Here is a 25824-nt window from a genome sequence, read left to right on the forward strand (position 1 = left end):
CGCGCCCATGCTATGCAGCGACTTCTAGCTTCTCCGACTCCTGCCGGCGCAGCTCCGCCCGTTCGGCCCGCTGGAGCAGGGCCGCGGCGAGCAGTCCACCCGCGAAGACCGCGATCGCGCCGACCAGCTGGCTGGTCTGGAGGCCGGAGGCGAAGGCGTCGGAGATCTGCTGCCGCTCGGCGTCGCTGCCCGCCGCGGCCAGGGCGGCCGGCAGGGAGGTGGCCGTGACGGTGACGAGGGCGGCGAAGCGGGCGTTGAGGACGGCGCCGAGGATGGCGACGCCGAGGCCGTTGCCGAACTCGGCGAGCGTGCCGTTGACGCCGGCGCCGACGCCGGCCTTCTCCGGCGGGATCGCGCTCATGATGGCGTTGGCCATGGCCGGGTTGGAGAGGGCGATGCCCGCACCCATGAGGATCAGGCCGAGCAGCATGCCGCCGTACGTGCCGTCGGTGCCGCCGCCGATCAGGGCGATCGAGGTGAGACCGCCCGCGACCAGGGACAGGCCGAGCGCCACGGAGGCCGGGGTGCCGATCTTCATGACCAGCCTCGGCCCGATGCCGGAGAGGTTGAGGACCACGATGGTCAGCGCCAGCGGCGCCATCCGCAGACCCGCCTCCAGCGGCTCGTAACCGAGGACGAACTGCAGGTGCTGGGTGAGCAGGAAGAGCGAGCCGCCCATGCCGAGCATGACCAGGATCGCGCCGGCGACGGCGCCGACGAACTTCTGGTTGCGGAAGAAGTGCATGTCGAGCATCGGGTACGGGATGCGCAGCTCCCACCAGGCGAAGGCGGCGAGGACGACGACGCCGAGCAGCGCCGGGAGCAGCACCTGGCCGGAGGTCCAGCCGTGCTCCGGACCGGTGATGATCGCGAAGACGACCGAGGTCATGCCGATGGTGGAGAGCAGTGCGCCGAGCAGGTCGGGGCGGTCGCCCTGGGGGTTCTTGGACTCGGGGACCAGCTTGATGACGGCGACCAGGCCGATGACGGCGACCGGGATGTTGATCAGGAAGATCATTCCCCACCAGAAGTGGTTGAGGATCGCGCCGCCGATCAGCGGGCCCGCGGCGAAGCCGAGGGAGCTGATGGTGGCCCAGATGGCGATGGCCTTGACCCGCTGGGAGTCGTCGAAGATCTGCATGACGACGGCGAGGGTCGTGGTCATCAGGAGCGCGCCGCCGACGCCCATGCCCGCGCGGGCGGCGATCAGCTGCGCGGTGGAGTCGGCGAGGCCGGCGGCGAGCGAGCCGAGGCCGAAGAGCGCGAGACCGACGGCGAGGAGCTTCTTGCGGCCGTAGCGGTCGGCGGCGTTGCCCGCGGTGAGCAGCAGGCCGGACTGGACCAGCGAGTAGGCGTTGATCATCCACTGGATGTCGCTGGTGGAGGCGTGCAGTTCGGTGGTCAGCGAGGGGATGGCGACGCTGAGCACGGTGTTGTCGAGCAGGACCGTGAGCTGGGCGAGGCAGATGACGCCGAGGATCAGCCAGCGCTGTGGGTGGCCGCCCCCGGTGGTGGCGGTGGCGTTCGGCGCCGTCATGGGAACTCCTTATACGGTGTACGAGGCGAGTCTCGTACACCGTATAAGGATCCTCTTACGCTGTATAGCGATTATTTCTTCGCGGCTGCTCCGGGACCGCTCCCGGCCCCGCGCGGCCCCGCGCGGCCCCGCGCGGCCCCGGAGCGGAGTCACTTCTTGCTGGTCAGGTCGTAGAAGGTGGTGCCGTCCACGGTCGTCTTCTCGAAGGTGGACTCGACCCAGGAGCTGATCTCGCTGCTTCCGCCACCGCCGGGTCCGCCGCCCATGCCGCCGCCGGACGAGAGGAAGTAGTGGATCCTCCCCTCGGCCACGTACCGCTTGAACTGCGCGAGCGTCGGCGACGGGTCGCTGCCGTTGAAGCCGCCGATCGCCATCACCGGCTTCTCCGTGGCGAGCTGGTAGCTGGCCGCGTTCTGGGCGCCGATGGCGGCAGCGACCCAGGTGTACGCGTCGGCGTCGGCGAGCAGCTTGCTCTTGGCCTCGGCACCGACGCTGGCACCGTTCAGGAGCCCGCCGGCGCCGCCGGGACGGGCGTTCTCGCCGGAGGTCGAGGGCGCCTGCCCGCCGCCCGGGAACTGCCCACCCCCCGGAAACTGCCCACCCCCCGGGAACTGCCCACCCCCCGGGAACTGCCCACCGCCGGGGAACTGCCCACCGCCGGGGAACCGGCCTTGGCCCATCCCCTGACCGCCATGCCCCTCCCCGAACAGCATCCGGCCCCCGCCCATCCCTCCGCCGCGCATCCCGCCCGGCCCGGCCATGCCCGCCGGACCCGCCGTCACGATCGAGCCCTGGTGCCCGTCCGCCAGCGTGGCGAGGGTGTACGCGAAGGGCCCCGCGAGACCGGCCGCGAGGCCGAGGCCCGCCGCCGCCAGGCCCGTCCGCCGGGCGCCGCTCGTCATCCGCCCCGCGAGCACCAGCCCCAGCGCCGCCGCGCAGCCCGCGACGAGCACCGCCCAGCGCAGCCACGGCAGCCAGTCCGGCGTCCGGCCGAGCAGCACCCATGCCCACACCGCCGTCACCGCGACGGAGGCCGCGAGGGCCGCCGAGGCGAGGAACCGCGTCCGCTCCTCCCACAGCACCGCCACGCCCATGCCGATCAGGGCGGCGAGGTACGGGGCCATCGCCACCGTGTAGTACTCGTGGAAGATGCCGGCCATGAAGCTGAAGACGCCCGTCGTCACCAGCAGCGAACCGCCCCACACCAGGAACGCCGAGCGGGCCGTGTCCGTCCGCGAGGCCCGCCAGGTCACCACGAGACCGGCGATGAGCAGCAGCAGCGCGGCCGGGAGCAGCCAGGAGATCTGGCCGCCGACCTGCTCGTCGAACATCCGGCCCAGACCGGTCTCGCCCCAGCCGCCACCGCCACGGCCGCCGCCCCGCCCGGGCAGCTCCATCCCGGCCGGTAGGTCCACGCCCGCCGGCAGCTCCATGGACGCGCCGCCCCCGCGCGCACCGCCGCCGCCCACGCTGCCGACCTCGTCGCCGTTGAGCCGGCCGAGGCCGTTGTAGCCGAAGGTCAGCTCCAGGAAGCTGTTGTTCTGCGAGCCGCCGACGTACGGGCGGGAGGACGCCGGCCACAGTTCGACCAGGGCCACCCACCAGCCCGCCGACACGAGCATCGCGAGCCCGCCGAGGCCGAGCCGCCCGAACCGGCGCCCGATCCCGCCCGGCGCGCACACCACGTACACGAGCGCGAGCACCGGCAGGATCAGGAAGGCCTGCAGGGTCTTGGCGAGGAACGCGAAGCCGAGCGCGACGCCCGCCCACACCAGCCAGCGCGCCGCGCCCTCGTCGAGCTCCAGGGCGCGCAGCACGCAGTAGACGGCGACGGTCATCAGCAGCGCCAGCAGCGCGTCCGGGTTGTTGAAGCGGAACATCAGCGCGGCGACCGGGGTGAGCGCGAGCACCGCGCCCGCGATCAGGCCCGCGCCCGCGCCGAAACGGCGCCGGACGGCCGCGTACAGGACGCCGACCGTGGCCACCCCCATCAGCACCTCGGGCAGCAGGATCTGCCAGGAGCCGAGACCGAAGAGGCGGACGGACAGGGCCATCGGCCACAGGGCGGCCGGCGGCTTGTCGACGGTGATGGCGTTGGCCGCGTCGAGCGAGCCGAAGAAGAAGGCCTTCCAGCTCTCGCTGCCGGCCTGCACGGCGGCGGAGTAGAAGGAGTTGGCGTAGCCGCTGGCGCCGAGGTTCCAGAGGTAGAGCACCGCGGTGACGAGCAGCAGGCCGAGGAAGGCGGGACGCACCCAGGGGGCGTCCTCGGGTCGGCCGCGCCACACCCGCTGCGGTCGGATCAGGGAGTTCATCAGCTGGTCGTCCTAGTCAGGGAGCGCTCCGGGAAGACCCAGAGCCGGAAGAGGAGGAAGCGCACGACGGTCGCGGCGAGGTTGGCGACGATCAGTACGGCGAGTTCGGTCGAGTGCGCCGGATCGCCCGTCGCCGCGCCCAGCGCGGCGAGGGAGCCGCTGGTCAGGGCGAGGCCGATGCCGAAGACGACGAGCCCCTGCGCCTGGTGCCGGGCGGCCCGCTCCCGGCCCCGCACGCCGAAGGTGAGCCGCCGGTTGGCGGCCGTGTTGGCGACGGCGGAGACAAGGAGGGCCCCTGCGTTGGCGAGTTGGGGGCCGACGCCGAGCCGGAAGAGGGAGTAGAGGGCCAGGTAGAAGAGCGTCGACAGCGCCCCGACCACGCAGAATCCGACCAGCTGGCGGGCCAGGCCGCCCGGGACGCCGGACAGTTCGCGGTCGCGCGGGTCGTCGCCGAAGGGCCGGGCCAGCCGGTCCAGCGGCAGCGAACCGGTCGCGAGCGCCCGCCCCACCCGCCACACGCCCCTCAGGTCGTCGGTGGCCGTCCGCACGATGTGGACGGTCGACTCGGGGTCGTCGACCCAGTCGACCGGCACCTCGTGGATGCGCAGCCCGGCCCGCTCGGCGAGCACCAGCATCTCGGTGTCGAAGAACCAGCCGGTGTCCTCGACCATCGGCAGCAGCCGCTCGGCGACCTCCCGCCGGATCGCCTTGAAGCCGCACTGCGCGTCGGAGAAGCGGGCGGCGAGCGAGCCGCGCAGGATCAGGTTGTAGGCGCGGGAGATGAACTCCCGCTTCGGTCCGCGCACCACGCGCGAGGACCGGGCGAGCCGCGAGCCGATCGCGAGGTCGGAGTGACCGGAGATGAGCGGCGCGACGAGCGGCAGCAGGGCGTTGAGGTCGGTGGACAGGTCCACGTCCATGTACGCGAGGACCGGCGCCTCGGACGCCGACCAGACGGTCCGCAGCGCGCGCCCGCGCCCCTTCTGTTCCAGCCGTACGGAACGTACGCCGGGCAGCCGGGCGGCCAGCGAACGCGCCACCTCCGGCGTGGAGTCGGTGGAGGCGTTGTCGGCGACGGTGATGCGGAAGTCGTACGGGAAGGTGCGGGAGAGGTGCTCGTGGAGCCGCAGCACGCAGGGCTCCAGGTCCTTCTCCTCGTCGAACACGGGGATCACCACGTCGAGGACGGGCCGGCCGGCCGCGCCGACGGGGAGGTGCTCCCGGGCGGGAAGGGTTTCGGCGGACGGTGACATCTGCATGCCCCGACCCTCGCCAGGGCCGCTGTCACGGCGGTGTGGTGGAGCTGTGGTGCGGCTGTGAGTCGGGGAGGACGGGAGGTACGGGAGCCGCCCCGGCCCCTCCCCCTCGTCAGAGCTGCTTCGGCAGCCTGACCGCGAACCGCGTCCGCCCCGGCCCGCTGTCGACGTGCACCTCGCCGCCGTGGGCGAGGGTGACCGCCCGGACGATGGCGAGGCCGAGCCCGGTGCTGCCGGCGTGCCGGGAGCGGGAGGCGTCGCCGCGGGCGAAGCGCTCGAAGACGGACGGCAGCAACTCCGGAGCGATGCCCGGCCCGTCGTCCTCGACCTCGACGACCACATGGGCCGGGCCGGTCCGCAGCCGCGCGGTGACGGTGGTGCCGGGCGGGGTGTGCGTACGGGCGTTGGCGAGGAGGTTGACGAGCACCTGGTGGAGCCGCGCGCCGTCGGCGGGGATCCGCACCGCCGCGGTGGGCTCGGCGTCGGGGAAGTCGAGGCGCCAGTGGTGCTCGGGCCCGGCGGCGCGGGCGTCGGAGACGGCGTCCACGACCAGCAGGGCGAGATCGGTGCTCTCGTACGAGAGCGGGCGTCCGGAGTCCAGCCGGGCGAGCAGCAGCAGGTCCTCGACCAGGCCCGTCATCCGGGTGGCCTCGGACTCGATCCGGCCGAGGGCGTGCCGGGTGTCGGGTCCGCACTCCTCGCGCCCGCGCCGGGTCAGCTCGGCGTACCCCCGGATCGAGGCCAGCGGGGTGCGCAGCTCGTGGCTGGCGTCGGCGACGAACTGGCGGACCCGCGTCTCGCTCCGCTGGCGCGCGTCGAGCGCCGAATGGACGTGGTCCAGCATCCGGTTGATGGCCGCGCCCACCTGCCCCACCTCGGTCCGCGGGTCGGCCTGCGCCTCCGGCACCCGGTGGTCCAGGGCCACCTCGCCGCTGTGCAGCGGCAGCCGGGACACCTGCGCCGCGGTCGTGGCGACCCGCCGGAGGGGCCGCAGGGCGACCCGTACGAGCACGGTCCCGGCGAGCGAGGCGGCGACGAGCCCGGCGCCGGTGACGCTCAGCTCGACGACGATCAGCGTCGACAGGGCGTCCTGGACCTCGGAGAGCGGTATCCCTATGAGGTAGTCGCCGTTCTTGCCGGCGGCGTACCGCACCCGGTAGTCGCCGAGGCCGCCGGGCAGCGACACGGTGTGCGGGGCGTCGTCACGGGGCACGGCCGCGAGGGCGGCGGACTGGGCGGCGCTCAGCTCCCGCTTCTCGTAGTGCCGCCCGTACACGCCGTCCTCCGGCGGTACGGAGACGCTCGCCTCGGTCAGCTCCCCGTCCACCACCCGCGCACCGACCGTCCCGAGCGGGGCGCCGGGCCCGATGATGAAGCCCAGCGGGGCCTCGAAGCCGTCCGGCGAGGGCACGGCGGCCGACGGCGGCGGCCCGGCCGCCCGGTTGGCGACCTCCTGGAGGCGGGTGTCCGCCTGGTCGAAGAGGTAGGACCGGAAGGCGATCGTCGTCACCGTGCCGATGACCGCGCACACGACGGCGATCAGCGCGACGGCGGAGACGACCAGCCGGGTCCGCAGCGACCAGGGTCCCCGGGACACCCGGGGAGCCCGAGAACCCCGAGGCCCCTGGGGAGCCCGGGAACGGATGCGCACGGCGGACTACTCGCCGGGCTTGATGAGGTAGCCGGCCCCCCGCCGGGTGTGGATCATCGGGCTGCGCCCGGCGTCCAGCTTGCGCCGCAGGTAGGAGATGTAGAGCTCGACCACGTTGGCCTGGCCGCCGAAGTCGTACGACCACACGCGGTCCAGGATCTGCGCCTTGCTGAGCACCCGGCGCGGGTTGCGCATCAGGTAGCGCAGCAGCTCGAACTCGGTCGCGGTGAGGTGGACGGACTCGCCGCCCCGGGTGACCTCGTGGCTGTCCTCGTCCAGGGTGAGGTCGCCGACGGTGAGCAGCGACTCGCTGCGCGCCTGGGCGGCCCCGGAACGGCGGATCAGCCCGCGCAGCCGGGCGACGACCTCCTCCAGGCTGAACGGCTTGGTGACGTAGTCGTCGCCGCCCGCGGTGAGCCCGGCGATCCGGTCCTCGACGGCGTCCTTCGCGGTGAGGAACAGCACCGGCACCTCGGGCAGCTCGCGCCGCAGCCGCCCCAGGACGGCGAGCCCGTCCATGTCGGGCAGCATCATGTCGAGCACGACGACGTCGGGCCGGAACTCCCGCGCGATCCGCAGGGCCCCGGCCCCGTCGCCCGCGCTGTGCACCTGCCAGCCCTCGTAGCGCAGGGCCATCGAGAGCAGCTCGGCGAGCGAGGCCTCGTCGTCGACGACGAGCACGCGGACGGCGGTGCCGTCGGGCCGGAGCAGATCGGTTCGCGAACGGGGAGTGGTCGCAGTCATGGGAACACGGTGTCCGCCGCTACTGAGACCGTTCTTTCGCTTCCCTGTGAAATTCCTGAGAATGCCCTGGGCGCGCACGCTGCGCCGGAGGGCCTACGGGACGGGCGGCAGCCCGAACAGCCGGGCCCCGTTGTCGTGGCAGACCGCCCGCAGCCAGTCGTCGCCGAGCCCGAGCCGTTCGAGGGCGTGGAGCTGGTGGACGTACGGGTAGGGGATGTTCGGGAAGTCGGTCCCGAGCAGGATCCGGTCGCCGAGCCCCTGGAGCCGCTTGAGCCCGTCCTCGGGGAAGGGCGCGAGGCGTTCGCTGAAGTCGGTGAAGGCCATGGTGGTGTCGAGGTGGACGCCCTCGTAGCGCTCGGCGAGGCCGAGGAAGTCCGCGTACTCGGGCATGCCCATGTGGGCGACGATCAGCCGCAGCCGGGGGTGGCGGGCGAGCAGCCGGCCGACCGGTCCGGGCCCGGTGAAGGCTCCGGGGGCGGGACCGGAGCCGCAGTGCATGACGACGGGCGTCCTGGCCTCGGCGACCGTCCCCCACACCTCGTCCAGCAGCTCGTCGTTCGGATCGAACCCGCCCACCTGCACGTGCACCTTGAGGACCCGGGCCCCGCGGTCGAGCGCGGCGCGGACGTAGCCGGGGGCGCCGGGCTCGGGGAAGAGGGTGGCGGTGTGCAGGCAGTCGGGGGTGCGGCGGGCGAAGTCGTCGGCCCAGTCGTTGAGCCAGGCGGCCATGCCGGCCTTGTGCGGGTAGAGCATCGAGGTGAAGGCGCGCACCCCGAACTCGCGCAGCAGCGCGACCCGGCGGTCCTCCTCCTCGCGGTAGGTGATGGGCCACTCGACGCCGGTCAGGGGCCCGGCGGAGTCGAAGTAGGCCCACACCTTGTCGAGGACGTTCCGCGGCATGAAGTGGGTGTGGACGTCGACGAGCCCCGGCAGCCCGAGCCGCCCGGCCCAGGCCCGGACCTCACGGCCCTCAGGACCGACGCGGCCGTCGCGCCCGTCGCGGCCATCGCGGCGTTCGCTGCCCTCGCTGCCCTCGCTGCCCCCGGCGGAGTGCGGCGGCAGATCAGTCCCGGTCGCGGTCAAAGCCGTACGTCCTCTCCACCTTGCCGATGTGGACGCGGTAGCTGTCGTACCACTCCGCCCGCCCGCGCCGCTTCGCCTCCAGGTGCTCGGGGTGGTGCTGCCAGGCGGTGAGCCCTTCGAGGTCGCGGAAGTAGGCGACGGTGATGCCGATGCCGCCGGGGGTGCCCGCGGACTCGTAGCCGAGGAAGCCGGGGATGTCCCGGACCAGCGCGTGGAGGGTGGCGGCGGTCTCGGCGTAGCCCTCGGGGGCGTCGGGCCTGATCGCGGTGAAGACAGCGGTGTAGTAAGGCGGTTCGAAGCCGCCGACGAGGCTCTGGGTCATGTGATCACCCTGGTCCGGGGTCCTCGCCCCTGTCCATGGATGCCCCCCGAAGGGATCCAAGTCTTTACGCTCCCCCGTCTGCCCCTCCCTTCCCTCAGAACAACTGCTCCTGCCCGTCCCCGAACCCGAGGGGAACGGAGACGGGAAGCCCGGCCGGAGCGCTCTCGATCCCCCACCCGCTCAGCAGCCGGGTGTCGAGGGCGAGGTGCCGACCGTCCCGGTCGAGGAGGTGGAGGTCGGGCCCGGCGGCGGCGAGCAGCCGCCCGGCGACGACCCCGTCGGGGACGAGCTCGACGACGCTCGCGTCGAGCGGCGGCAGCCCGTCGAGCCGGAACGCCGCCACGTGGTCGTGCACCTCGCACTCCAGCCGCTCCAGCGTCTCGGCCCAGGCGCCGACGCCGACGGCGCGCGCGTACAGCTCGGCGACCTCCCCCTCCCGCTCCGCGGCGGGCGGGAGGGCGGTGCGGACGGCGCGCTTGCGGGCGTACGGGATGCGGTCGGGCACGGCGAGCGCGTGCCGCAGCACCTCCTCGGTCCGGCGCGCGGCCATCAGCGGCCCTCGTCCGAGCCAGCTGAAGGCGACCGCCCCCTGCTCCAGGAGCCGCGCGTCCCCGCGCTCCTCGCGGGTGATGCCCACCTTGACGAGTCCGGGCCCGAACCAGGCGAGGTAGACGCGGTACGGGCGGGGGTCGTCGAGGAGGGTGTCGGCGGCGACGGAGTGCGCGCGGTCGAGCCGGGCGCACTCGGCGCACCGTCCCCCGGTGCTCCGCCCGCCGACGAGGGCGCCCAGCGGGCAGACGTTCCCGCGCGCCCCGGGACACCGCCGCTCGCCGACCGCACGGAACCCGATGACCCGCCCGTACCCGAGCGCGCTGACCCGGCTCCCCGCGCGCCCGCCGTCCCAGCGCAGCCCGGGGACGCCGTCCCGCCAGGACACTCCGGCACTCCGCCACACCATGGGACCAGTCTGATCGACACCACTGACAGACGAGGGGTCAGGCTCGTCAGGGCAGCAGATAGAGCAGCCCCTCGTCCCCGCCCTCTCCCCCGTCTCCTCCCGCGTGCCGCATGCACCCGCGCTCGACGAGCATGCGGACGCAGTCGCGGACCCGGTCGGAGGGGAGCCCGGTGAGCCGGGCGACCTCCTCCAGGCGGTAGCGGACCCCGCCGCGCACGAGCTCGGGGGCGAGGCAGGCGGCGACGGCCCGGACGTCGGCGTCGAGCACGACGTTCCGCTCGTACCAGGAGGCGAGGAGGTCCTGCGGGGTGAGGGCGGGGCCGGCGTACGCACCGGGCTGCGGCTCGGCGTACGGGTCGGCGTAAGGATCCGCGTACGGCTCGGGGAGGGCCCGCTGGACGGGGACGGCGAGCAGGTCGGCGGCCTCGGCGAGCCGGGTGAGGCTCCGGTCGTCGAGCTCGTCCGCCTCCAGCCGGACGACCTCGTCGCGCACGGGCGACGGGACCACGAACGCGCCGGGCACGGGGGAGGGTTCGAGGCCGTAGGCGCCGTGGCGCTGCACGGCGCAGACGACTTCGGCGATCCAGGCCCGGAAGGGGCCGACGCGGGCCGCGGTGGAGGCGGCGACGAGCTGGACGAGCCCTTCGAGGTTGACCATCCGTTCGCCGAGGGTCGCCTGCATGGCCTTGCCGACGTGGGCGCGGAGGGCTTTGCGCACGTCGCCGTGCCCGAGCGCTCCGGCCACGTCCGCGGCGGGGAACCAGTGCGTCCCGTCGGCCAGGGTGAGCCGGCGCAGCCGGATGCCGGTGGCGGCAAAAACGAAGTCGTCGATGTCAATGGCGTCGGCGTTGACGTGGGCGTTCATCGAACATCACCTCCACCTGCAAGCTAGGCCGAGGGCATATTCAACTGACATGGAAATCAGCCCGGTTCACCCAAACGTGTGGGAATCAGGACCTTCCCCCCGCCGACCGGAACCGGAACCGGCTCGACGCCCCTCCTTCACTCCGCCAGCGTCAGCGCGAGCCCGATGAAACCCAGGAACAGTCCCCCGAGCAGCCCGATGCCCCCGACGACCCTGAAGAACCAGGCCCCGAGACGCGACGGCTCGGTGAGCCTCAGGTCCAGGTTCCGGGCCCCGGTGACGGCCCGCACGGCGTTCCGCCGGGCCACGGCCTTCCCGGTCGCCCCCCGCAGGTCGAAGAGGAACATGGCCCCCCCAGCCGGCGGCGCCCACCCCGAACACCAGCAGCAGAATCCCCACAGCCACAACACACCCACCCTCATCACGGACCACTCCGGCCACATGGGCGGCCAGGCAGGGAAGGTACCGAAGGCGCGATCACCCTCCCTTCCCGGCCCCCTCGTTCCGCCCCTCCTCCCGCCTGAACTCCTCCGTGCACCCGGCCGTCACGTCCCGGGTGAAGCAGGCGATGTAGTGCTCCGGGGAGCCGTAGAAGGCGAAGTCGACGTCCTCGCAGTCCACGCCGTCGAAGCTGACCTCGGCGAACTCCCCGGAGGGGGTCCACTTCCCCTGCTGTCGGCCGGCGATCCCGGAACACCAGCGGGTGCCGACGTCCGACGCGTCCAAGCCCGTGCCGACGAACGTGCCGTCGTCCTTGAACTCGACCGTCGCCTCGCTCCCGTACGACGACCACACCCCCGTCACCCCACCGGCCTCCACCGAGACCGGGTAGACGGAACAGCCGGCCACGAGAACCGTGACCCCGACCCCCACGACCGCCCACCGCGCCCGCCCATACCGACCGGCAGCCATACGCCCCCGCCTCCCATGTCTCGTACATGCCAAGCAATGACGCACATCATCGCGAACACCAGGAAACGCAAGAGGCCCGGACTCTCGTCCGGGCCTCTCACCTGTGTGCACTCGGCAGGATTCGAACCTGCAACCTTCTGATCCGTAGCTCTAGCCGGATCGGTCACCAGCGACCATTCCGGCCGCTACGGGGCCCGGGAGGGACGGTACCGGACGGGGGTGGGTGCTGGGGTTGCGGTACTGCGCTGCTGTACAGCTACTTGAGCGCGGTGATCACGGTAGCGCTAGCGCTCACCACTGCAGCGGCGGCAACGATCCAGGCCGTATAGTTGACGCCGTTTCCTCGCTGAGTATCCTGACCATGATTCGAATCTCCGACTTGCGATTCAGGTTTCTCATCGCAATTCGAGGGTTCGACTTCAAGTTCAGATTCGAAACTTTCATTCTCCGGCTGGTTCACGGAATCCCCTGAGCTCGTCGGGTTCAGTCGTTTGATGATTGACGACTGGCACAGCGCCCCGACCTCTCGATTTCCCAGTCGCGGACGGGGCGCTTTGCCATGTCCGCGAATGTAGCAAGGGATCAGGAACTCGCCATCAGCCCAGGGAAAGACCCAGCCACGAACGATACGGCTGTATCGACTGCGAGCACTCGCCACCAGCGCGATGACCAGCACAAACGGCTCTCGATGAACGAGAAAACTATATCGAACTTTCCTCACTTATGCCGTTTCGCCCGAATTTTACGTGGCAAAAAATCGCCACTTTCGAACGGCATATGGGTCGGCGGAACACCTTTGGGCCAGCACCGCGCCGGGGTGCCCCACTAGCGACCGACGGGAACCTCATACACGATCTCGCACAGCGCTGCGGGCACGACAATGTCCGCCGTCTCCACGGGCCGCCCCTGGTCGCTGTAGTACGTCCGCCGGATGTGCGTGACGAGAGCGGCCTTCTGAATTCCCAGGAGCGACGCTTCCTCGGCGCTCGCCTGCCGCGGCTCCGGCTGCTCTACAGCGTGGCTGACCGTGATGCCGATCTCGGCCATCCGGTTCACGACACCCGCCCCGGCATGCGGCCCACCCTCGGGAAGTACGACAAGGGTGCCGGCGGTGAGGTCGTACGGCTCCCAGCTCGTCGAGAGCTGCACGGGACGGCCATCGGCGAGGAACTCATACACGGTGCGAACGCACAGGTCGCCCACGGCGATCCCGAGCCGCGCCGCGATCTCCGCTGGTGCCGGAACCTTGGCCTCGGTCCGACTCTCCCAGTCCCCCGACTTCCCCCAGGGCCTGCATGTCGGCACGGAATGGCGAACCGCCACCCTGCTCGCGCGCCGAGGATCGAACCACGCGTACACGCTGCCGCGGCTCCGCAACATACGTTCCAGAACCCGCGCGCCCCTCCAACACTCCCTGGGCGATCAGCAGCTCTTGCGCCCGCCGGACGACGTTCTCCCCGACACCGCACTCCTGACCGATCTGGGCACGTGAGGGCAGCCGATCTCCGGGCTCCCACTCGTGCTCCGCGATCCGCCGCCGGAGTTCGTCAGCGATGCGGAGGTACGGCGGCTGCTCAGGCATATGGAAAATCTAGTCCACTAGCTCTAATCTAGTTAACTAGCTTTACGCACCGTGACCACTGGCGACGGAGGCCCTGCTGTGCCCGCTTCGGGAGCAAGCGCGGAGGACATCGCCAGCCGGCTGTCCGCCCTCGGACTCACCACGCACGTGCAGCAGCACACCAACCACACATCGATCGAAGCGGAGGTACCGGACTTACTCCCCGCCGAGAAGTGGCGGGAGGCCCTGGAGGTAGTGGCGGAGGCCGATCGATTCGGGCTCCAGGCCAGCAGCTTGAACGGCCGCACCTTATGGGCCGCCGTACGCAGAACGGTCCCCGCGACGGGCGATGTCCGGGGACCTGGCCATCAGCGATAGGAGCTGATCAGCGTGTTCAACCGTATCCGCCGCGCCGTGAGGCGCACCAGAGAGCGCCACGCTGCGAAGGGCAGGCACAGCCGCCCCTTACCGCCCACCCGCCCCACGCCCACCGCGGACCTCCTGGCCGGCGAGGAGACCGCCCTCGTCCGTCCGTACGTGCTGACTGCGGAGGAACGCGCCTCGCGCCGCTGGAACACCGCACGTCGCCTCGCGCCGTCGGAGGCTTTCTGATGCACGCGAAAGCCACCCCCTACCGATCGAGCTCGTGCCGAATCGGCACGCACCACGAGTGCGCGCAGTCCTCGCCCACCTCGGCGCCGGTCGGCATCCCCGTGATCTACGAGGCGTGCGACTGCCCCTGCCACCCGATGGCCGATCGCATCGCACCGACGGAGGTGCCGTCGTGAAGCTCTGGGTGCCCAGCGGCGCACTGGCCCACAACATCGAGATCACCTCGACCAACGTCCAGCGGGGCGACGTCATCCAGATCGGCGGCCAGCCGTGCCGCGTAGCCGACCTCCTCCAACTGCCGGGCGGGGCGAAGCGACTCCGCTTCGAGTCGGGCGAGCTCCTGACCATGCATGCCCGAACCAGGCTCATCGCCCTGCGGACGCAGAGAGGCGGTGAACCGTTCCGTGGCCTCTCGCCGTCACGCCATCGCCGATGACCTCAGGACCCAGATCTCAACCGGCCACATCAAGCCTGGTGAACGGCTCCCCTCCGAAGCCCAACTCGCCGCCCACTACACGGTCAGCACACCGACCCTCCGCAACGCCCTCGCGCTCCTCCAGGCCGAAGGCCTTGTCGAGAAGGTCCACGGCAAGGGGAACTTCATCCGTCACCCCCTCCCCAGAATCACGTACGTGGGCGGCGGTCACACGGTGTCGAATACGACTCTGGACGTCAGCGTCCGCACCACCAAGGTCCGGGCACGAGGGCATCTGACCAACCTGCTCCAGGTTGCGGCAGGCACTCCCCTGACCGAGTTCCTCTACCTGAGCCAGGCAGGTAAATCGCCGCACAGCCTGGTCCGCATCTACATCCCTCGCGACCTGGCGCCAGCCGCCACGCCTGGCGAGTCGCCCGGGCCCAAGGGGGCGGCGGCAGCACTGCTGGCCGAACCCCGCCTCCCACTGTTCAAGGTCCAGGAGAGCATCTGCGCTCGCCTCCCCACCCCGACGGAAGCAGCGACGCTCCGCATCAGCTCGACCCTCGCCGTTCTCGCGATCACCCGCGTGACAGCCGACACCACCGGCCACATCGTCGAGGTGGCGCTCCTGACCCTCCCGGGCGACCGCGCCGAAGCGGTCTTCACCACTCACCTCTCGGCCAAAGACAGGAGGGCGGAAGGATGACGCCCCACAACGAGCTCCGCCTCCTCCCGTGGCCGGGCCCGGACGGCAAACCCTGCTTCCTGAGCACCGACAACAACGGCGGCCCCGTCTCCCGCCTGGCTGATCAGACCGAAGCCACCCAACTCGAAGCCGGAGCCGAGCTCCTGGAGCACGCCCTGGACGTACTCACCGACCAGGAGTCGGATCCAGAAGAACTCCGGCTCCTGGCGACGGACCTGACGGAAACCTTGCGAGACGTGCTCCGCGTAGCGGCGAGCCGCGGCCACCGTCTGCCGACGACGGAGCCCTCTACCCTCGGAGAAGTCGGCGAGGGCCCTCAGCTGCCAGCGGCCGCTTTCGGCTAGCAGCTACGCGCATCCCTCGACAGAGGAGCCCCGGACCAAGTCCGGGGCTCCTCCTTGGTCGCCGGCACCGACGAGTGGCCTACCCGACCGCAACTCTGATTGCCCGACCATAGTCACGAGTAGACGAACGCCGGACAGTACCCGGGGCTTCCGGATATTCTTCCCCGCCAGGGCCGTCAGAGTGACGGTGGCAGGGGGTATCGCATCATGCGCGTGTCAAGCTTGCAGGGCGTCCGTTTTCGCAGCCTCCGCGACGCGGCGCTGGATGATTGCGGAAGCCTTAACGTTCTAATTGGGAAAAACAATTCCGGCAAGTCCAACTTGCTTTCAGCGATCAAGCTCTTCTTCGAATTCTTCCAAAGTAGCGGCGCAGTCGCAACCATCTCCCCGGGAATCTTCCGCCTGACTGACTGGCATGCGAAGGACTCGGAACATCCAATCGAAATTAAAGTCATTCTGGAATTGTCAGACCTCGAACTCCAAGTTCTAGTCGAGTCGATTTCCGCCGAGATGCCGCAGGTGCGTAACGCACTGTCTGGCGACAAACTGGGTAACCTAGCCGCCGTGACACTCAGCTTCTTGCGGGCAGAAATGCAAGTCGGCTACATTTCGCGCATCGCGTTTGGAGGCGACGGCCCCTTCGAGGAAACCGTAATCTTCGCCATGAGCCCAGAGGGTGCACTGGACATCGCCAACAACTTCTCGAAGGCGAAGAACTACTCACACGAGAAGAGCGTGCTTGAGAGAGTCATGGCCCGCATTCCCGCTGAAGAATGGCGTATGCTCTCCGAGAGGGCTACCAGCACAGCATTTCTTCGCAGCGTGTTGGGCCACAGCTCCGGTGCGGATCAGTCGGAGCTCCGCCGCATCTCTCGAATCATCCAGGGAGCCTCTTCGCATAGCGAATTTGTCGACCAATGCCGGGACCGCATAAATGAACTTGAACAGCAGCGCGAACTGGCGATGGCTGCGGAGATCTCTCACCCAGTGATTACGTTCTCTGGGGACTCAACCACCGTCCCCGACTACGTCACTGACTTTGTGCGAAGAGTTGCACAAACGAGTGTTCATCACCTCTCGGAACAGAGGAAGCCAATCGGCGAGGAAGAAGCGAGCCGAATTCTCAAACTAAAGACGAGTCGTGGACAGGGGTCGGTCCTGCGGGAGATACAGTCGGTAGTTTCGAACCTCCTTGGCGTAGAAATCGATGCGTTCAGCTCCGACACTCCTTCTTCCCGCCCTAACGGCTTGTCTGCAGAGCTAGACGTGGACGAATTCCTAGTTCAGGTTAACGGGTCGGGAATCCGAGAGGCTCTGCGACTTATCCTAGACTACGAGTTTGAGCGCCCCGAAATCCTCCTCGTAGAGGAACCAGAAGTGCACCTACACCCGGCACTCGAGACGGCGCTAATGCAGTACCTCAAGAACATCAGCTCAAACTCTCAAGTTTTCCTAACAACTCATTCAACAAACTTCCTAGACGTCGGGTCGCTCGAAAATGTATACCTGATTCGAAAGGGCGCCGAGACAGTAGTCCAGCAGCTCGACGTCGCGGGAGCCGAGGAGGCAATTCCAGAAGAGCTGGGTCTGCGCCTCAGCTCTCTCTTCATGTTCGACCGCCTCGTGTTTGTGGAAGGGCCTTCGGATGAGCAGCTCCTCCGCACGTTTGCGGACACCTTGAGCCTGAGCTTCGGGCAGGCTTCACTCGGATTCGTCACAACCGGCGGCGCCCGCAATTTCACTCATTACGCTACCGCCGCAACACTTTCGTTCTTGCGGCGCCGAAATGTCAGAACAGTATTCGTCCTCGACCGCGACGAGCGAGATTTGAAGGATCTGGAAGACCTGCAAAGCAGAGTAGGAGGAATTAGCGAGGTTCAGCTTCTGCAGAGACGAGAGCTGGAGAACTACCTCCTAAATCCCTCAACGCTGTCCAGGTTCATTCGCGTCAAATCAAACGGCGTAAGCTCTCCGACTCCGGAAGAAGTAGAATCAGCCGTCAGCGAGGTCTGCGATGAGCTGCTCCCCTCAGCTATCGAGCGAAGGGTACTGAAGCGCGTTTGCCGCCCTGTAATTCCCGACCGTCGTCCAGTCATCAATCGAGGCGATCAGGAATTCGATACAGCACTACAAGAACAGTTGAAACTAGCACTAGATAAGATTTCCGAACTTTCTTCTGAAGTTGAGAGGATCAGAGAGGAATGCAGTGCAGAAGTTCACGCCGACTGGGCAGTACGAAAAACTGAAATGGTTCCCGGAGACGAGCTGCTCGACAGGGTTTTCCAGCGATTTGGCCAGCGCTTCAACAAGCGCCATGACGCGCTTCGCATCGCACAAGAGATGAAACGCGATGAAATTCCTTCAGAAATGGCGGAGTTGGTACGTGGACTTGTTTCCTGAATGCACAGGAGGAGAGGCGACAGGGCGGTGGAGCGGCTTTGGGCTGGAGCTGCTTTGGGGCGAGTGATCATGGCCCCGTAAGCTGATGGCGCGTCGGGCAGTCTGTGGACCTGCCCGATAAAGCACGACGTTGGGGCCATGATCTTAGAGGCTCGCCCCAAAGTGGCTGCCTAAAGCCGCGGAGCCGACCGCCCCAGCCACAGAGGGGTTCACCACCCATCAACCCGAGCCGTCAGACGTGCGGCCGGCGGTCGGGCTGGAGCGGGGCGGAGACAGGAGCGCAGGCCCGGGCGACGGGCCGCGCGCGCCGCGCCGTGCGCGGCGGGCGCCTTGATGAAGTAGAGAAAGTCTTACCGCGCTGCCCTCAGAGGGCGATCGGCTTGTAGGCCAGGGCCCTGTCCACTGCCTTCTCGGCAGTCAGCTCGGGGTCCAGGTCCCAGAAGATGTAATCGCTGATGTGCGGGCAGGCCAGGCCTCGTTCGAGGTTGGCCAGGATCTCGTCCGCCTCATCCTCGGATGCCTCTGCGTTCATCAGGCGCTGGACCAGGAGGATCGCTTCATCACGGGGCATCCGCCCTGCCGGCTGCGCGGTCACAGCTGCGTGATCAGCTGGCGGCCGTCGTGGCTTCGGACGTGGGGGCCGTTTCCGTCGAGCGCGTCCAGGAGGCGGATCGCGTAGACCTCGGCCATGCGCTCCTCGACCTCCGCCGGCGTCAGCCAGTCGACCGCGGTGGACTCGGCTGAGGTGCGCTCGGCGCCGCCGGACGGCTTGCAGCGGAAGACCAGGGCGACGATGCCGCGGGTCGTGTTCTTGTAGACGCCCGTCAGCTCATCCACGTCCACGTGGATACCTGTCTCCTCCAGGACCTCGCGGGCTACGCCCGCCTCTGGGGCCTCGGTGAGTTCGAGGACGCCGCCCGGGAGCTCCCAAGTGCCGTTGTCCGCTCGGCGGATCGCCAGAAGGCGGCCGTCTTCGCGCACTACCGCTCCGGCTACAGACACCGAGTGGAGTGGCGTTGACTTTGTTCCCGCGCTCCCGTTACTCATGTACAGGAGCATAGGAGAGTGAATAGGACCGTGGGAACTCCAGCAGGAGCCGGTAAGGCCGTACCTCGGTACGTGCAGATCGCGGACGACATCGTCCAGCAGATCCGGGGCGGTGTACTGAAGCCCGGCGACACGGTGCCCAGCGAGTCCGAGCTCGTCGAGCGGTACGGGGTCGCCGGCGGGACCATCCGTAAGGCCATGGTCGAAGTGCGGGCCAGCGGGCTCGTCGACACTCGCCACGGGAAGGGATCGATCGTTAAAGATCGGCCTCCCGTACGGCTCCGGTCCTCCGACCGTTTCCGGGCCTCGCACCGCCGTGGCGGCAAGGCCGCCTACCTCGCCGAGTCCGAGCAGTCTGGCGCCACCGCGAAGGTGAGCGTTCTCTACATCGGGCCTATGGAGGCACCGGCGGACATCGCCGAGAGGCTTGGTGTCGACGTCGGGACGCAGGTGCTCGCGCGGCGGCGGCTGTACTTCCGGAACGGGACGCCCGTCGAGACGGCATCCTCGTACCTGCCGTGGGACGTCGTGAAGGACATCCCCGAGCTGTTCGCCGAGAACCCCGGCCCCGGCGGCATCTACGCCCGGCTCGAAGACCACGGCCACACCTTCGCCGAGTTCGTCGAGACGCTCCAGGCTCGGCCGGCCGCCAAGGCTGAGGCATCCGAGCTGGCCCTGAGCCCCGGGGCTCCGGTCGTGCACCTGCTGCGGGATGCCGTGACGAAGAAGGGGCGCGTCGTCGAGGTGTGCGACACCCTCATGGCCGCTGACCAGTTCGTCTTCCAGTACCGGATCCCCGCGACCGACTGACGCTCGCTCAACTCCCCACAGCCCGCTGCGGTTTCCTTCCGCGGCGGGTTGACTCATGTATAGGAGTGGTGCACTCTTCTTCATGTCACTCATGTACATGAGTGAAGGAGATCAGCATCTATAGAGGAGTGATCCACTGTGCGTCAGATCCCCGTCGACACCTCCGCCGCGATGGTGATGGTGGCCCAGCCGCCCGCCCCGAAGATCGCGAACCGTCAGACCGGCGAGATCGCCACCGACCGCGAGACCGGCGCCCCGCTGATGACGGTCGACGTCATGTTCGTCATGGACGGCAACGCCGAGATCCTCAACCTGACCGTGCCGAACACCGGCATCTCCGAGGAACTGTCCATGGGCACGCCCGTCGCCCTCACCGGCGTCGTCGCCCGGCCCTGGGAGAACGAGTTCAACGGCCAGAAGCGCCACGGCATCAGCTTCCGCGCCGTCGCCGTCACCTCGCTCGTCGCCGCGAAGGTCGGCTGACCCGTGACCGCCTTATCGGTCGCCCTCGCCCTGGTCGCCGCAGTCGCACTGCTGCTGCGCTGGCAGCGTCCGGCCTGGTACTGGATGAGCTTCGGCATCGTCTTCGCCGTCGTACGGATCCTCACCCGGTACGCGTCGGTCATGGACGCCTGCGGGCTCACCGTCCCGCCCTCCCGCTGGCGCCTGGCACTGGCCCGGATGACCGGCCGGCCCATCCCCGAGTCTCGGGCGCCCCGGATTCTGCGGCTGCGGCCGACACGTACCGGGCTCGTCCTGCGGGTGAAGCTCCGGCCCGGCCAGGACGCTTTCGACTTCTCCGCGGCCTCGGACCGGCTCCGGCACTCGTTCGTCATTCAGAACGTCTCCGCCCGGGAGGTCCGCTCCGGTGTGGTCGAGCTGCGGATGACCGGTTACGACGTCCTCAAGCGGGTGCAGATGCCTGCGGCCGGCCGAAGCGGGGTGATGCGGGTCCCGGTCGCGATGCGGGAGGACGGGGAGGTCTACCACCGCGACTACCGCCAGACCCCACACGCTCTGAACATCGGTGCCACCCAGTCCGGCAAGTCCGTCTACCAACGCGGCCTCGTCGCCGCGCTCGCCCCGCTGGACGTCGCCCTCGTCGGGATCGACTGCAAGCAGGGCGTCGAACTCGCGCCACTCGCCCGGCGGTTCACCGCCCTGGCCGACAACCCCGATGCCGCCGCCGACCTCCTCGACGCGCTCGTCGAGCACATGCAGGAGGTCTACCAACTGATCCGCCGCGAACAGAGGTTGAGCGCCGACCTGCCGGACGCGGAGATCACCGCCGACATCTGGGACCTGCCCGACCACCTCCGCCCCACCCCGATCGTCCTCCTGGTCGACGAAGTCGCCGAGCTCGCCCTCTACGCCACGAAGGACGAAGAGAAGCGCCGCGACCGGATCATCACCGACCTCGTCCGGCTCGCCCAGCTCGGCCGCGCCGCCGGCATCTACCTGGAGATCTGCGGGCAGCGCTTCGGCTCCGAGCTCGGCAAGGGCATCACCATGCTCCGCGCCCAGCTCACCGGCCGTACCGCACACCGCGTCAACGACGAGACCAGCGCCAACATGGCCTTCGGCGACATCGCCCCGGACGCCGTACTCGCCACGGTCCAGATCCGCACCGACCGGCCCGGTACCGCCGTCGCCGGTGACTCCTCCGGCGGCTGGGTCCGCATCCGTACGCCCCACCTCACGCTACGGCGGGCCGTGAACATCGCGAACTCCCACGCCCACCGCACACCGGAGATCCCCGCGCTGGACGCCTTCCGGCCCGTCCTGCCGCCCCTGGGCAAGGCCGCGACGCCCTCGGCCGCCACGGCTCCCGCAATCGCCTGAGCCCTGCTCCCCCTCGCTCCACGGCGGCGTGACCGCTTCACGCCGAGTCCCTACCCCGCCCATGCCCGAAACCGGAAGGAGGACCCGCGATGCGTCCCACCCGCCGACCGGACGCAGTCCTCGTACAAGCCGTCATCGCCGGCGCCCTGTCCTTCGCCCACCTGCACGACCTGGCCGCGGCGGCCGGACAGACCGGCTGGAAAGCCTGGGCCTACCCGGTCTCCGTCGACCTCCTCCTCGTCGCCGCCTGGCACCGGCTGCGGACCGCACGGGCCGCCGGTATGCCTGCCCACTCGGCCTGGACCTGGTTCGCGGTCGCCCTGGCCGCGTCGCTCGGCGCGAACGTCGCCACCGCCGGTCTCCTCGACCTCGGCCACGTACCCGCCTGGCTCCGCATCCTCGTCGCCGGCTGGCCCGCCCTCGCGTTCCTCGGCGGCACCCTCCTCGTCCACTCCCCCGCCCAGCCGGAGGCTGAGCCCACGCCCATCCCCGTACCCGCTCCCGAACCCACCCCGCCGCCCACCACTCCGGAGCCCGCGCCCGAACCGGCACCAGCAGAACCGGCCCCGGTAGCCGTCCCACCCGCCCTGGTCGCCCACGCCCGCAAGATCGCCGACGACCACCGGACCCGCACCGGATCGCCCATCGACGCCGACACCCTGCGCACCCGCCTCGGCGTCCCGCCCCAGATGGCCAATGCCATCGCCGCCCAGCTCGCCTGAAGGGAGAGCTCCTCATGGCCGCTCGCGACCACTTCCACTCCGTGATCCGGATCGGTCCGGTGCAGATCGGCACCCACCGCGACCGCCACGGCCGCACCAAGCACACCGCGGTCTGCACCGCCGACGGCTGCGGCTGGTCCGCCCCGTACTCCTCCCCCGCCGCCGCCCAGCTCGCCGCCCGCACCCACCGCTGCAAGCCCCGCTGAACTCGAAGGAGCCCCGCGTCATGGACGTCCCGCTCTGGCTCGCCCTGATCGTCGTCGGCGGCCTCGGAATCAAGCTGATCCGCCCGCCCTGGTGGCTCGTCGCCGTGATCCTCCTCGGCGGCTACCTCCTCGCCGACAGCGTCATCGCCCCGCTCATCGACCACACGATCAACAAGTAGGGAGAACCGCCATGCTCCGGCCGCGCATCCCCGTCAACCCGCTCCCGACCGGCATCGTGACCCCGCTCGTCCAGCCGACCAGCGTCAGCGCCATCGAGCCCCATCACACGGCCGCCCACTTGCCGGTCTGCAACCACCACCACGCCCCGGCCCCGAGCCCGACCCGCTCCTCCGCCGCGCGCTTCACTCCGGCCGGCCTCGCCCTGGCCATCGCCGGCGGCGCCGGAGCCGTCCTGGTCGTCGGCACGGTCCTGGTCTCCATGCTGCTGGCCGTCGCCGTCACCGCCGCGTCTGTCGCCGTGTGCGCCGTCGTCCTGCGCTCGCTCCTCAACGGCCAGCACCGGCACCACTAGTCGGGCCCCCGGGCGGCTCAACCGCCAAGTCTCCGCCGCCCGGGAGCCCCGCCCCTGCCCAGTTCGCAGAACCAGAAGGAACCGCCCCATGATGACCGACGCGGCCACCTCGCCGTCGGGCTTCGACACCGCCACCCTGAGCGACATGCTCCGGGTGGCCGGGTCCCCCGACTTCGACCGCTGGCGCGAGCAGATCCACCGCACCGGCGGCTGCTCCCACCCCATCCACCTCACCGGCTGGACCCTCACCCGCGACAAGACCACCGGCGAGACCCTGCACCGCTACTCCACCGAAACCGAACCGGGCGGACGCCTTCGCATCGCCTGCGGCAACCGCCGGGCCTCCCGCTGCCCCGCCTGCGCCTGGACGTACGCGGGCGACACCTACCACCTCATCCGCGCTGGCCTCGCCGGAGACTCCACCCGGGATATCCCCGCCGCCGTCCGCGAACACCCCCGCGTCTTCCTCACCCTCACCGCCCCGTCCTTCGGCCCGGTCCACAACCGCCCCGGCGCCCATCCCTGCCACTGCGGCACCCGGCACAACGAGGACGACCAGACCCTCGGCACACCGCTCGACCCCGACTCGTACGACTACACCGCCGCCGTCCTCTTCAACAACCACGCTGGACAGCTCTGGCAGCGCTTCACCACCCGCCTCCGCCGCGAGATCGCCGCCACGGCCGGACTCTCGCAGAGGGAGCTGCGGGCGGTCGCCCGGATCTCGTACGGGAAGGTCGCCGAGTTCCAGAAGCGCGGCGCAGTCCACTTCCACGCCGTCGTACGCATCGACGGCCCGGACGGCCCTGACTCGCCCCCGCCGCCCTGGGTGACCACTGACCGCCTCACCGACGCGATCCGCGCCGCCGCCACCCACGCGTACACGACCGTCACCGTCCCCGCCGCCGGCGCCCACCCCGCCTGCCGCCTCCGCTGGGGCGCCCAGCTCGACGTCCGCCCTGTGAAGGTCTTCGGCGACGGCTCCGACATCACCGAACAGGCCGTCGCCTCCTACATCGCCAAGTACGCCACCAAGGCCGCGGAGACCACCGGCAGCCTCGACCGCCGCATCGGCAACCGCGAAGCCCTGCTCCTCCTCGGCGTCCCCGACCACACCCGACGCCTGGTCGAAGCCTGCCTCGACCTCGACCTGGTCTACCCGGAGCGCCGCCTCTCCGCCTGGGCCCACATGCTCGGCTTCCGCGGCCACTTCTCCACCAAGTCCCGCCAGTACTCCACCACCCTGACCGAACTCCGCCAGACCCGCGCCGACTACCGCGCCGCCCAGGAACGCACCGCCCGCGGCCTGGACGACATCGCCCCGGACACCGTCCTCGTCCTCACCTCCTGGACGTACGCCGGCCAAGGCCACACCCCCGGCGAAGCCGCCCTCGCCGCCACCATCGCCCGGGACATCCACCTCAACCGCGAGACCGCCCGCGAAGCGCTCCGCGACCAACTCGACCTCGAAGGAACGGGAGCATGACGACGACCGTGATCCAGCCCAAGTGGCACACGACCGCTGAGGTCGCCGCCATGCTCAAGTTCGGGCTGTCCAAGACGAAGATGCTCGTGCTCACGGGTGAGATCCGGTCCGTCAAGGTCGGCCGGAACCGCCGCATCCTCCCCGCCTGGGTCGACGAGTACATCGAGCGCGTCGCCACCGCCGGCACCGAGGAGTGGGCCGCATGAGCGGGAAGCGCGGGAACGGCGAGGGGTCCATCTACCCGTACAAGAACGGCTACGCGGCCTACGTCTGGGTCACCAAGCCGGACGGCAAGCGGGCCCGCAAGTACGCCTACGGCAAGACCCGGGAGGAGGTCCACGAGAAGTGGCTCCTGCTCCACGCCGAGGCGAAGAAGGGGCCGGTCGCCACCCGCCACCGCACCCTCGCCGCGTTCCTCTCCTACTGGCTCGACTCGATCGTGAAGCCCAACCTGGCCCCGCTGTCCTACGTCTCGTACGAGGGCTACGTCCGCCTCTACATCGCCCCGCACCTCGGCACGAAGCGGCTCGACAAGCTGACCGTCCGGGACGTCCGCGAGTGGCTGACGAAGCTCGCGACCATCTGCCAGTGCTGCGCGCAAGGGAAGGACGCCAAGCGGGAGCCGGGCCGTCGGAAGTGCTGCGCCGGCGGGGAGTGCTGCGAGGCGTACGCGTCCCGCCGGGTCGTCCAGGGGGCTCGTGACGCCCTCCGGGCCGCGCTCACGCACGCCGTGACCGAGGAGGAGATCGGCAAGAACGTCGCCTCCCTCGTCAAGGTCCCCAAGCCGCGGCGGCGTCGGATCAAGCCGTGGTCCGTCGCCGAGGCAGGGCAGTTCCTCGCGGACGCGGTCGCCCGGGCGGATCACCTCTTCGCTGCCTGGATGCTCGTGCTGTGCCTCGGGCTCCGTCGGGGTGAGGTCCTGGGCCTGACATGGCAGTCGATCGATTTCGAGACCGGTGAGCTGTACGTGGACCACCAGATCCAGCGGGCCGGGCGGCAGCTCCTCCACCGGGAGACCAAGACGGAGGAGTCCGACGACTTCCTGCCTCTCCCCGCCGTCTGCCTCAAGGCCCTCCGGATGCGGCGCGCTCAGCAGCTCGGGGACCGGAAGGCCGCCGGCGAGCTGTGGCAGGACACGCGCGGGCTCGTCTTCACCACGAAGTACGGGACGCCCATCGAGCCCGGGAACCTGACGCGCATGTTCGCCCTGCGGGCCCGTCGCGCCGGCGTCCGCGTGATCCCGCTCCGGAACACCCGCCACACGTGCAGCTCGCTCCTCGTCGCTCTCAAGGTGCACCCGAAGGTGGCACAGCGGATCCTGCGGCATTCGCAGATCGCCATGACGATGGAGGTCTACGCGGAGGCCAGCGAGGAAGAGGTGCGCAACGCGATCGGCAGGCTGTCCGACGCAATGGGCGGTACCGCCACCGGCTGAGGGTGGTGGTTGGAGCGGTTGCTGTACTTCGCTGCTGTACGCCCCGGAAACGCAAGAGGCCCG

The 25824-nt window shown here is 69.9% G+C and carries 29 protein-coding genes and 1 pseudogene; 15 read left to right on the forward strand and 15 right to left on the reverse strand.

All coding sequences use genetic code 11. The annotated features are described in order from the left end of the window. Nucleotides 1–10: 10 nt before the first annotated feature. The 13 genes and pseudogenes from ABD981_RS19865 to ABD981_RS19925 all read right to left on the reverse strand — a co-directional run bounded on the left by ABD981_RS19865 (nt 11) and on the right by ABD981_RS19925 (nt 13222). Nucleotides 11–1537, reverse strand: coding sequence for an MFS transporter (locus ABD981_RS19865; RefSeq protein ID WP_046911654.1), 1527 nt, complete (start codon nt 1535–1537; stop codon nt 11–13). Between the two features lie 149 nt (nt 1538–1686). Next, entirely contained in the window at nt 1687–3849 is a 2163-nt protein-coding gene (locus ABD981_RS19870; protein ID WP_345530003.1) for an ArnT family glycosyltransferase, read from the reverse strand. Continuing rightward, nucleotides 3849–5108 (reverse strand): bifunctional glycosyltransferase family 2/GtrA family protein, encoded by a 1260-nt coding sequence (locus tag ABD981_RS19875; protein ID WP_046911327.1) that lies wholly within the window; start codon nt 5106–5108, stop codon nt 3849–3851. Before ABD981_RS19875 ends, ABD981_RS19870 begins: the two co-directional genes overlap by 1 nt. Nucleotides 5109–5217: 109 nt before the next feature. Next, nucleotides 5218–6702 (reverse strand): sensor histidine kinase, encoded by a 1485-nt coding sequence (locus ABD981_RS19880; RefSeq protein ID WP_046911326.1) that lies wholly within the window; start codon nt 6700–6702, stop codon nt 5218–5220. A 60-nt stretch (nt 6703–6762) separates the two neighbouring features. After that, nucleotides 6763–7500: a response regulator transcription factor gene (locus ABD981_RS19885; protein ID WP_046911325.1), complete on the reverse strand. Its 738-nt coding sequence runs from the start codon at nt 7498–7500 to the stop codon at nt 6763–6765. A gap of 93 nt (nt 7501–7593) precedes the next feature. Beyond that, entirely contained in the window at nt 7594–8433 is an 840-nt protein-coding gene (locus tag ABD981_RS19890) for an amidohydrolase family protein (protein ID WP_240495446.1), read from the reverse strand. 130 nt (nt 8434–8563) lie between these two features. Continuing rightward, nucleotides 8564–8905 carry an antibiotic biosynthesis monooxygenase family protein gene (locus ABD981_RS19895; protein WP_046911323.1) on the reverse strand — a complete coding sequence of 114 codons (342 nt, stop codon included), beginning with the start codon at nt 8903–8905 and terminating at the stop codon, nt 8564–8566. Between the two features lie 94 nt (nt 8906–8999). Next, a complete protein-coding gene (locus ABD981_RS19900; protein ID WP_046911322.1) occupies nt 9000–9863 on the reverse strand; it encodes a DUF2797 domain-containing protein in 864 nt (287 codons plus the stop codon). A 46-nt stretch (nt 9864–9909) separates the two neighbouring features. Continuing rightward, nucleotides 9910–10728: a BRO family protein gene (locus ABD981_RS19905; protein ID WP_046911321.1), complete on the reverse strand. Its 819-nt coding sequence runs from the start codon at nt 10726–10728 to the stop codon at nt 9910–9912. 137 nt (nt 10729–10865) lie between these two features. Then, entirely contained in the window at nt 10866–11075 is a 210-nt protein-coding gene (locus tag ABD981_RS19910; RefSeq protein WP_345530008.1) for a hypothetical protein, read from the reverse strand. A gap of 130 nt (nt 11076–11205) precedes the next feature. Beyond that, complete coding sequence (locus ABD981_RS19915; protein WP_345530010.1) at nt 11206–11601, reverse strand: hypothetical protein; 396 nt, start codon at nt 11599–11601, stop codon at nt 11206–11208. Nucleotides 11602–11896: 295 nt separating this feature from the next. Beyond that, nucleotides 11897–12316 carry a hypothetical protein gene (locus ABD981_RS19920; protein WP_131723931.1) on the reverse strand — a complete coding sequence of 140 codons (420 nt, stop codon included), beginning with the start codon at nt 12314–12316 and terminating at the stop codon, nt 11897–11899. A gap of 149 nt (nt 12317–12465) precedes the next feature. Continuing rightward, nucleotides 12466–13222: pseudogene (locus tag ABD981_RS19925) on the reverse strand (GntR family transcriptional regulator). A gap of 78 nt (nt 13223–13300) precedes the next feature. On the opposite strand from ABD981_RS19925, the gene ABD981_RS19930 reads away from it, so the two are divergent. The 5 genes from ABD981_RS19930 (at nt 13301) to ABD981_RS19950 (ending at nt 17681) form a co-directional block, all read left to right on the forward strand. Continuing rightward, the gene (locus ABD981_RS19930; protein WP_046911317.1) at nt 13301–13579 is read left to right on the forward strand and encodes a hypothetical protein; all 279 of its coding nucleotides are present in this window, start codon (nt 13301–13303) and stop codon (nt 13577–13579) included. Nucleotides 13580–13985: 406 nt separating this feature from the next. After that, complete coding sequence (locus ABD981_RS19935) at nt 13986–14249, forward strand: hypothetical protein (RefSeq protein WP_046911315.1); 264 nt, start codon at nt 13986–13988, stop codon at nt 14247–14249. Continuing rightward, the gene (locus tag ABD981_RS19940) at nt 14206–14937 is read left to right on the forward strand and encodes a GntR family transcriptional regulator (RefSeq protein ID WP_240495445.1); all 732 of its coding nucleotides are present in this window, start codon (nt 14206–14208) and stop codon (nt 14935–14937) included. The genes ABD981_RS19935 and ABD981_RS19940 overlap by 44 nt, the downstream gene beginning before the upstream one ends. Continuing rightward, complete coding sequence (locus ABD981_RS19945) at nt 14934–15281, forward strand: hypothetical protein (RefSeq protein ID WP_046911313.1); 348 nt, start codon at nt 14934–14936, stop codon at nt 15279–15281. Before ABD981_RS19940 ends, ABD981_RS19945 begins: the two co-directional genes overlap by 4 nt. Nucleotides 15282–15494: 213 nt before the next feature. Continuing rightward, complete coding sequence (locus tag ABD981_RS19950; protein WP_165591017.1) at nt 15495–17681, forward strand: AAA family ATPase; 2187 nt, start codon at nt 15495–15497, stop codon at nt 17679–17681. Between the two features lie 364 nt (nt 17682–18045). Here ABD981_RS19950 and ABD981_RS19955 read toward each other — a convergent pair whose 3' ends face one another. Both ABD981_RS19955 and ABD981_RS19960 read right to left on the reverse strand, forming a co-directional pair. Beyond that, entirely contained in the window at nt 18046–18276 is a 231-nt protein-coding gene (locus tag ABD981_RS19955; protein ID WP_338058654.1) for an e9imm peptide, read from the reverse strand. Continuing rightward, a complete protein-coding gene (locus ABD981_RS19960; protein WP_046911312.1) occupies nt 18273–18740 on the reverse strand; it encodes an NUDIX hydrolase in 468 nt (155 codons plus the stop codon). Before ABD981_RS19960 ends, ABD981_RS19955 begins: the two co-directional genes overlap by 4 nt. Nucleotides 18741–18800: 60 nt before the next feature. Between ABD981_RS19960 and ABD981_RS19965 the strand changes: the two genes are divergently transcribed. The 10 genes from ABD981_RS19965 (at nt 18801) to ABD981_RS20010 (ending at nt 25761) form a co-directional block, all read left to right on the forward strand. Continuing rightward, on the forward strand, nt 18801–19538 hold the full coding sequence (locus tag ABD981_RS19965) for a GntR family transcriptional regulator (protein ID WP_123955098.1): 738 nt from the start codon (nt 18801–18803) through the stop codon (nt 19536–19538). A 138-nt stretch (nt 19539–19676) separates the two neighbouring features. Continuing rightward, nucleotides 19677–20021 (forward strand): SCO3933 family regulatory protein, encoded by a 345-nt coding sequence (locus tag ABD981_RS19970; protein WP_046911311.1) that lies wholly within the window; start codon nt 19677–19679, stop codon nt 20019–20021. Between the two features lie 3 nt (nt 20022–20024). Continuing rightward, nucleotides 20025–21380 (forward strand): FtsK/SpoIIIE domain-containing protein, encoded by a 1356-nt coding sequence (locus ABD981_RS19975; RefSeq protein ID WP_046911310.1) that lies wholly within the window; start codon nt 20025–20027, stop codon nt 21378–21380. Nucleotides 21381–21469: 89 nt separating this feature from the next. Beyond that, nucleotides 21470–22102 carry a DUF2637 domain-containing protein gene (locus ABD981_RS19980; RefSeq protein ID WP_046911309.1) on the forward strand — a complete coding sequence of 211 codons (633 nt, stop codon included), beginning with the start codon at nt 21470–21472 and terminating at the stop codon, nt 22100–22102. Nucleotides 22103–22116: 14 nt separating this feature from the next. Next, a complete protein-coding gene (locus ABD981_RS19985) occupies nt 22117–22308 on the forward strand; it encodes a mobile element transfer protein (RefSeq protein ID WP_046911308.1) in 192 nt (63 codons plus the stop codon). Nucleotides 22309–22328: 20 nt separating this feature from the next. Further along, nucleotides 22329–22487, forward strand: coding sequence for a hypothetical protein (locus ABD981_RS19990; protein ID WP_123955097.1), 159 nt, complete (start codon nt 22329–22331; stop codon nt 22485–22487). 11 nt (nt 22488–22498) lie between these two features. Beyond that, the gene (locus ABD981_RS19995; protein WP_046911307.1) at nt 22499–22840 is read left to right on the forward strand and encodes a hypothetical protein; all 342 of its coding nucleotides are present in this window, start codon (nt 22499–22501) and stop codon (nt 22838–22840) included. A gap of 91 nt (nt 22841–22931) precedes the next feature. Beyond that, nucleotides 22932–24326: a replication initiator protein RepSA gene (gene repSA, locus ABD981_RS20000; RefSeq protein ID WP_123955102.1), complete on the forward strand. Its 1395-nt coding sequence runs from the start codon at nt 22932–22934 to the stop codon at nt 24324–24326. Beyond that, on the forward strand, nt 24323–24532 hold the full coding sequence (locus tag ABD981_RS20005) for an excisionase family DNA-binding protein (RefSeq protein ID WP_046911305.1): 210 nt from the start codon (nt 24323–24325) through the stop codon (nt 24530–24532). Before repSA ends, ABD981_RS20005 begins: the two co-directional genes overlap by 4 nt. Further along, the gene (locus tag ABD981_RS20010) at nt 24529–25761 is read left to right on the forward strand and encodes a site-specific integrase (protein ID WP_046911304.1); all 1233 of its coding nucleotides are present in this window, start codon (nt 24529–24531) and stop codon (nt 25759–25761) included. Before ABD981_RS20005 ends, ABD981_RS20010 begins: the two co-directional genes overlap by 4 nt. Nucleotides 25762–25824 lie beyond the last annotated feature (63 nt).

The sequence above is a fragment of the Streptomyces showdoensis genome (assembly GCF_039535475.1).
Taxonomy (GTDB): domain Bacteria; phylum Actinomycetota; class Actinomycetes; order Streptomycetales; family Streptomycetaceae; genus Streptomyces; species Streptomyces showdoensis.

Excerpts from the sequence above, each read along its gene's own strand:
- ABD981_RS19865 (WP_046911654.1), bottom strand. The coding sequence starts at position 1,537 with ATGACGGCGCCGAACGCCACCGCCACCACCGGGGGCGGCCACCCACAG.
- ABD981_RS19870 (WP_345530003.1), bottom strand. The coding sequence starts at position 3,849 with ATGAACTCCCTGATCCGACCGCAGCGGGTGTGGCGCGGCCGACCCGAG.
- ABD981_RS19875 (WP_046911327.1), bottom strand. The coding sequence starts at position 5,108 with ATGCAGATGTCACCGTCCGCCGAAACCCTTCCCGCCCGGGAGCACCTC.
- ABD981_RS19885 (WP_046911325.1), bottom strand. The coding sequence starts at position 7,500 with ATGACTGCGACCACTCCCCGTTCGCGAACCGATCTGCTCCGGCCCGAC.
- ABD981_RS19895 (WP_046911323.1), bottom strand. The coding sequence starts at position 8,905 with ATGACCCAGAGCCTCGTCGGCGGCTTCGAACCGCCTTACTACACCGCT.
- ABD981_RS19900 (WP_046911322.1), bottom strand. The coding sequence starts at position 9,863 with ATGGTGTGGCGGAGTGCCGGAGTGTCCTGGCGGGACGGCGTCCCCGGG.
- ABD981_RS19905 (WP_046911321.1), bottom strand. The coding sequence starts at position 10,728 with ATGAACGCCCACGTCAACGCCGACGCCATTGACATCGACGACTTCGTT.
- ABD981_RS19910 (WP_345530008.1), bottom strand. The coding sequence starts at position 11,075 with ATGTTCCTCTTCGACCTGCGGGGGGCGACCGGGAAGGCCGTGGCCCGG.
- ABD981_RS19945 (WP_046911313.1), top strand. The coding sequence starts at position 14,934 with ATGACGCCCCACAACGAGCTCCGCCTCCTCCCGTGGCCGGGCCCGGAC.
- ABD981_RS19960 (WP_046911312.1), bottom strand. The coding sequence starts at position 18,740 with ATGCTCCTGTACATGAGTAACGGGAGCGCGGGAACAAAGTCAACGCCA.
- ABD981_RS19980 (WP_046911309.1), top strand. The coding sequence starts at position 21,470 with ATGCGTCCCACCCGCCGACCGGACGCAGTCCTCGTACAAGCCGTCATC.
- ABD981_RS19985 (WP_046911308.1), top strand. The coding sequence starts at position 22,117 with ATGGCCGCTCGCGACCACTTCCACTCCGTGATCCGGATCGGTCCGGTG.
- ABD981_RS19990 (WP_123955097.1), top strand. The coding sequence starts at position 22,329 with ATGGACGTCCCGCTCTGGCTCGCCCTGATCGTCGTCGGCGGCCTCGGA.
- ABD981_RS19995 (WP_046911307.1), top strand. The coding sequence starts at position 22,499 with ATGCTCCGGCCGCGCATCCCCGTCAACCCGCTCCCGACCGGCATCGTG.
- repSA (WP_123955102.1), top strand. The coding sequence starts at position 22,932 with ATGACCGACGCGGCCACCTCGCCGTCGGGCTTCGACACCGCCACCCTG.
- ABD981_RS20005 (WP_046911305.1), top strand. The coding sequence starts at position 24,323 with ATGACGACGACCGTGATCCAGCCCAAGTGGCACACGACCGCTGAGGTC.
- ABD981_RS20010 (WP_046911304.1), top strand. The coding sequence starts at position 24,529 with ATGAGCGGGAAGCGCGGGAACGGCGAGGGGTCCATCTACCCGTACAAG.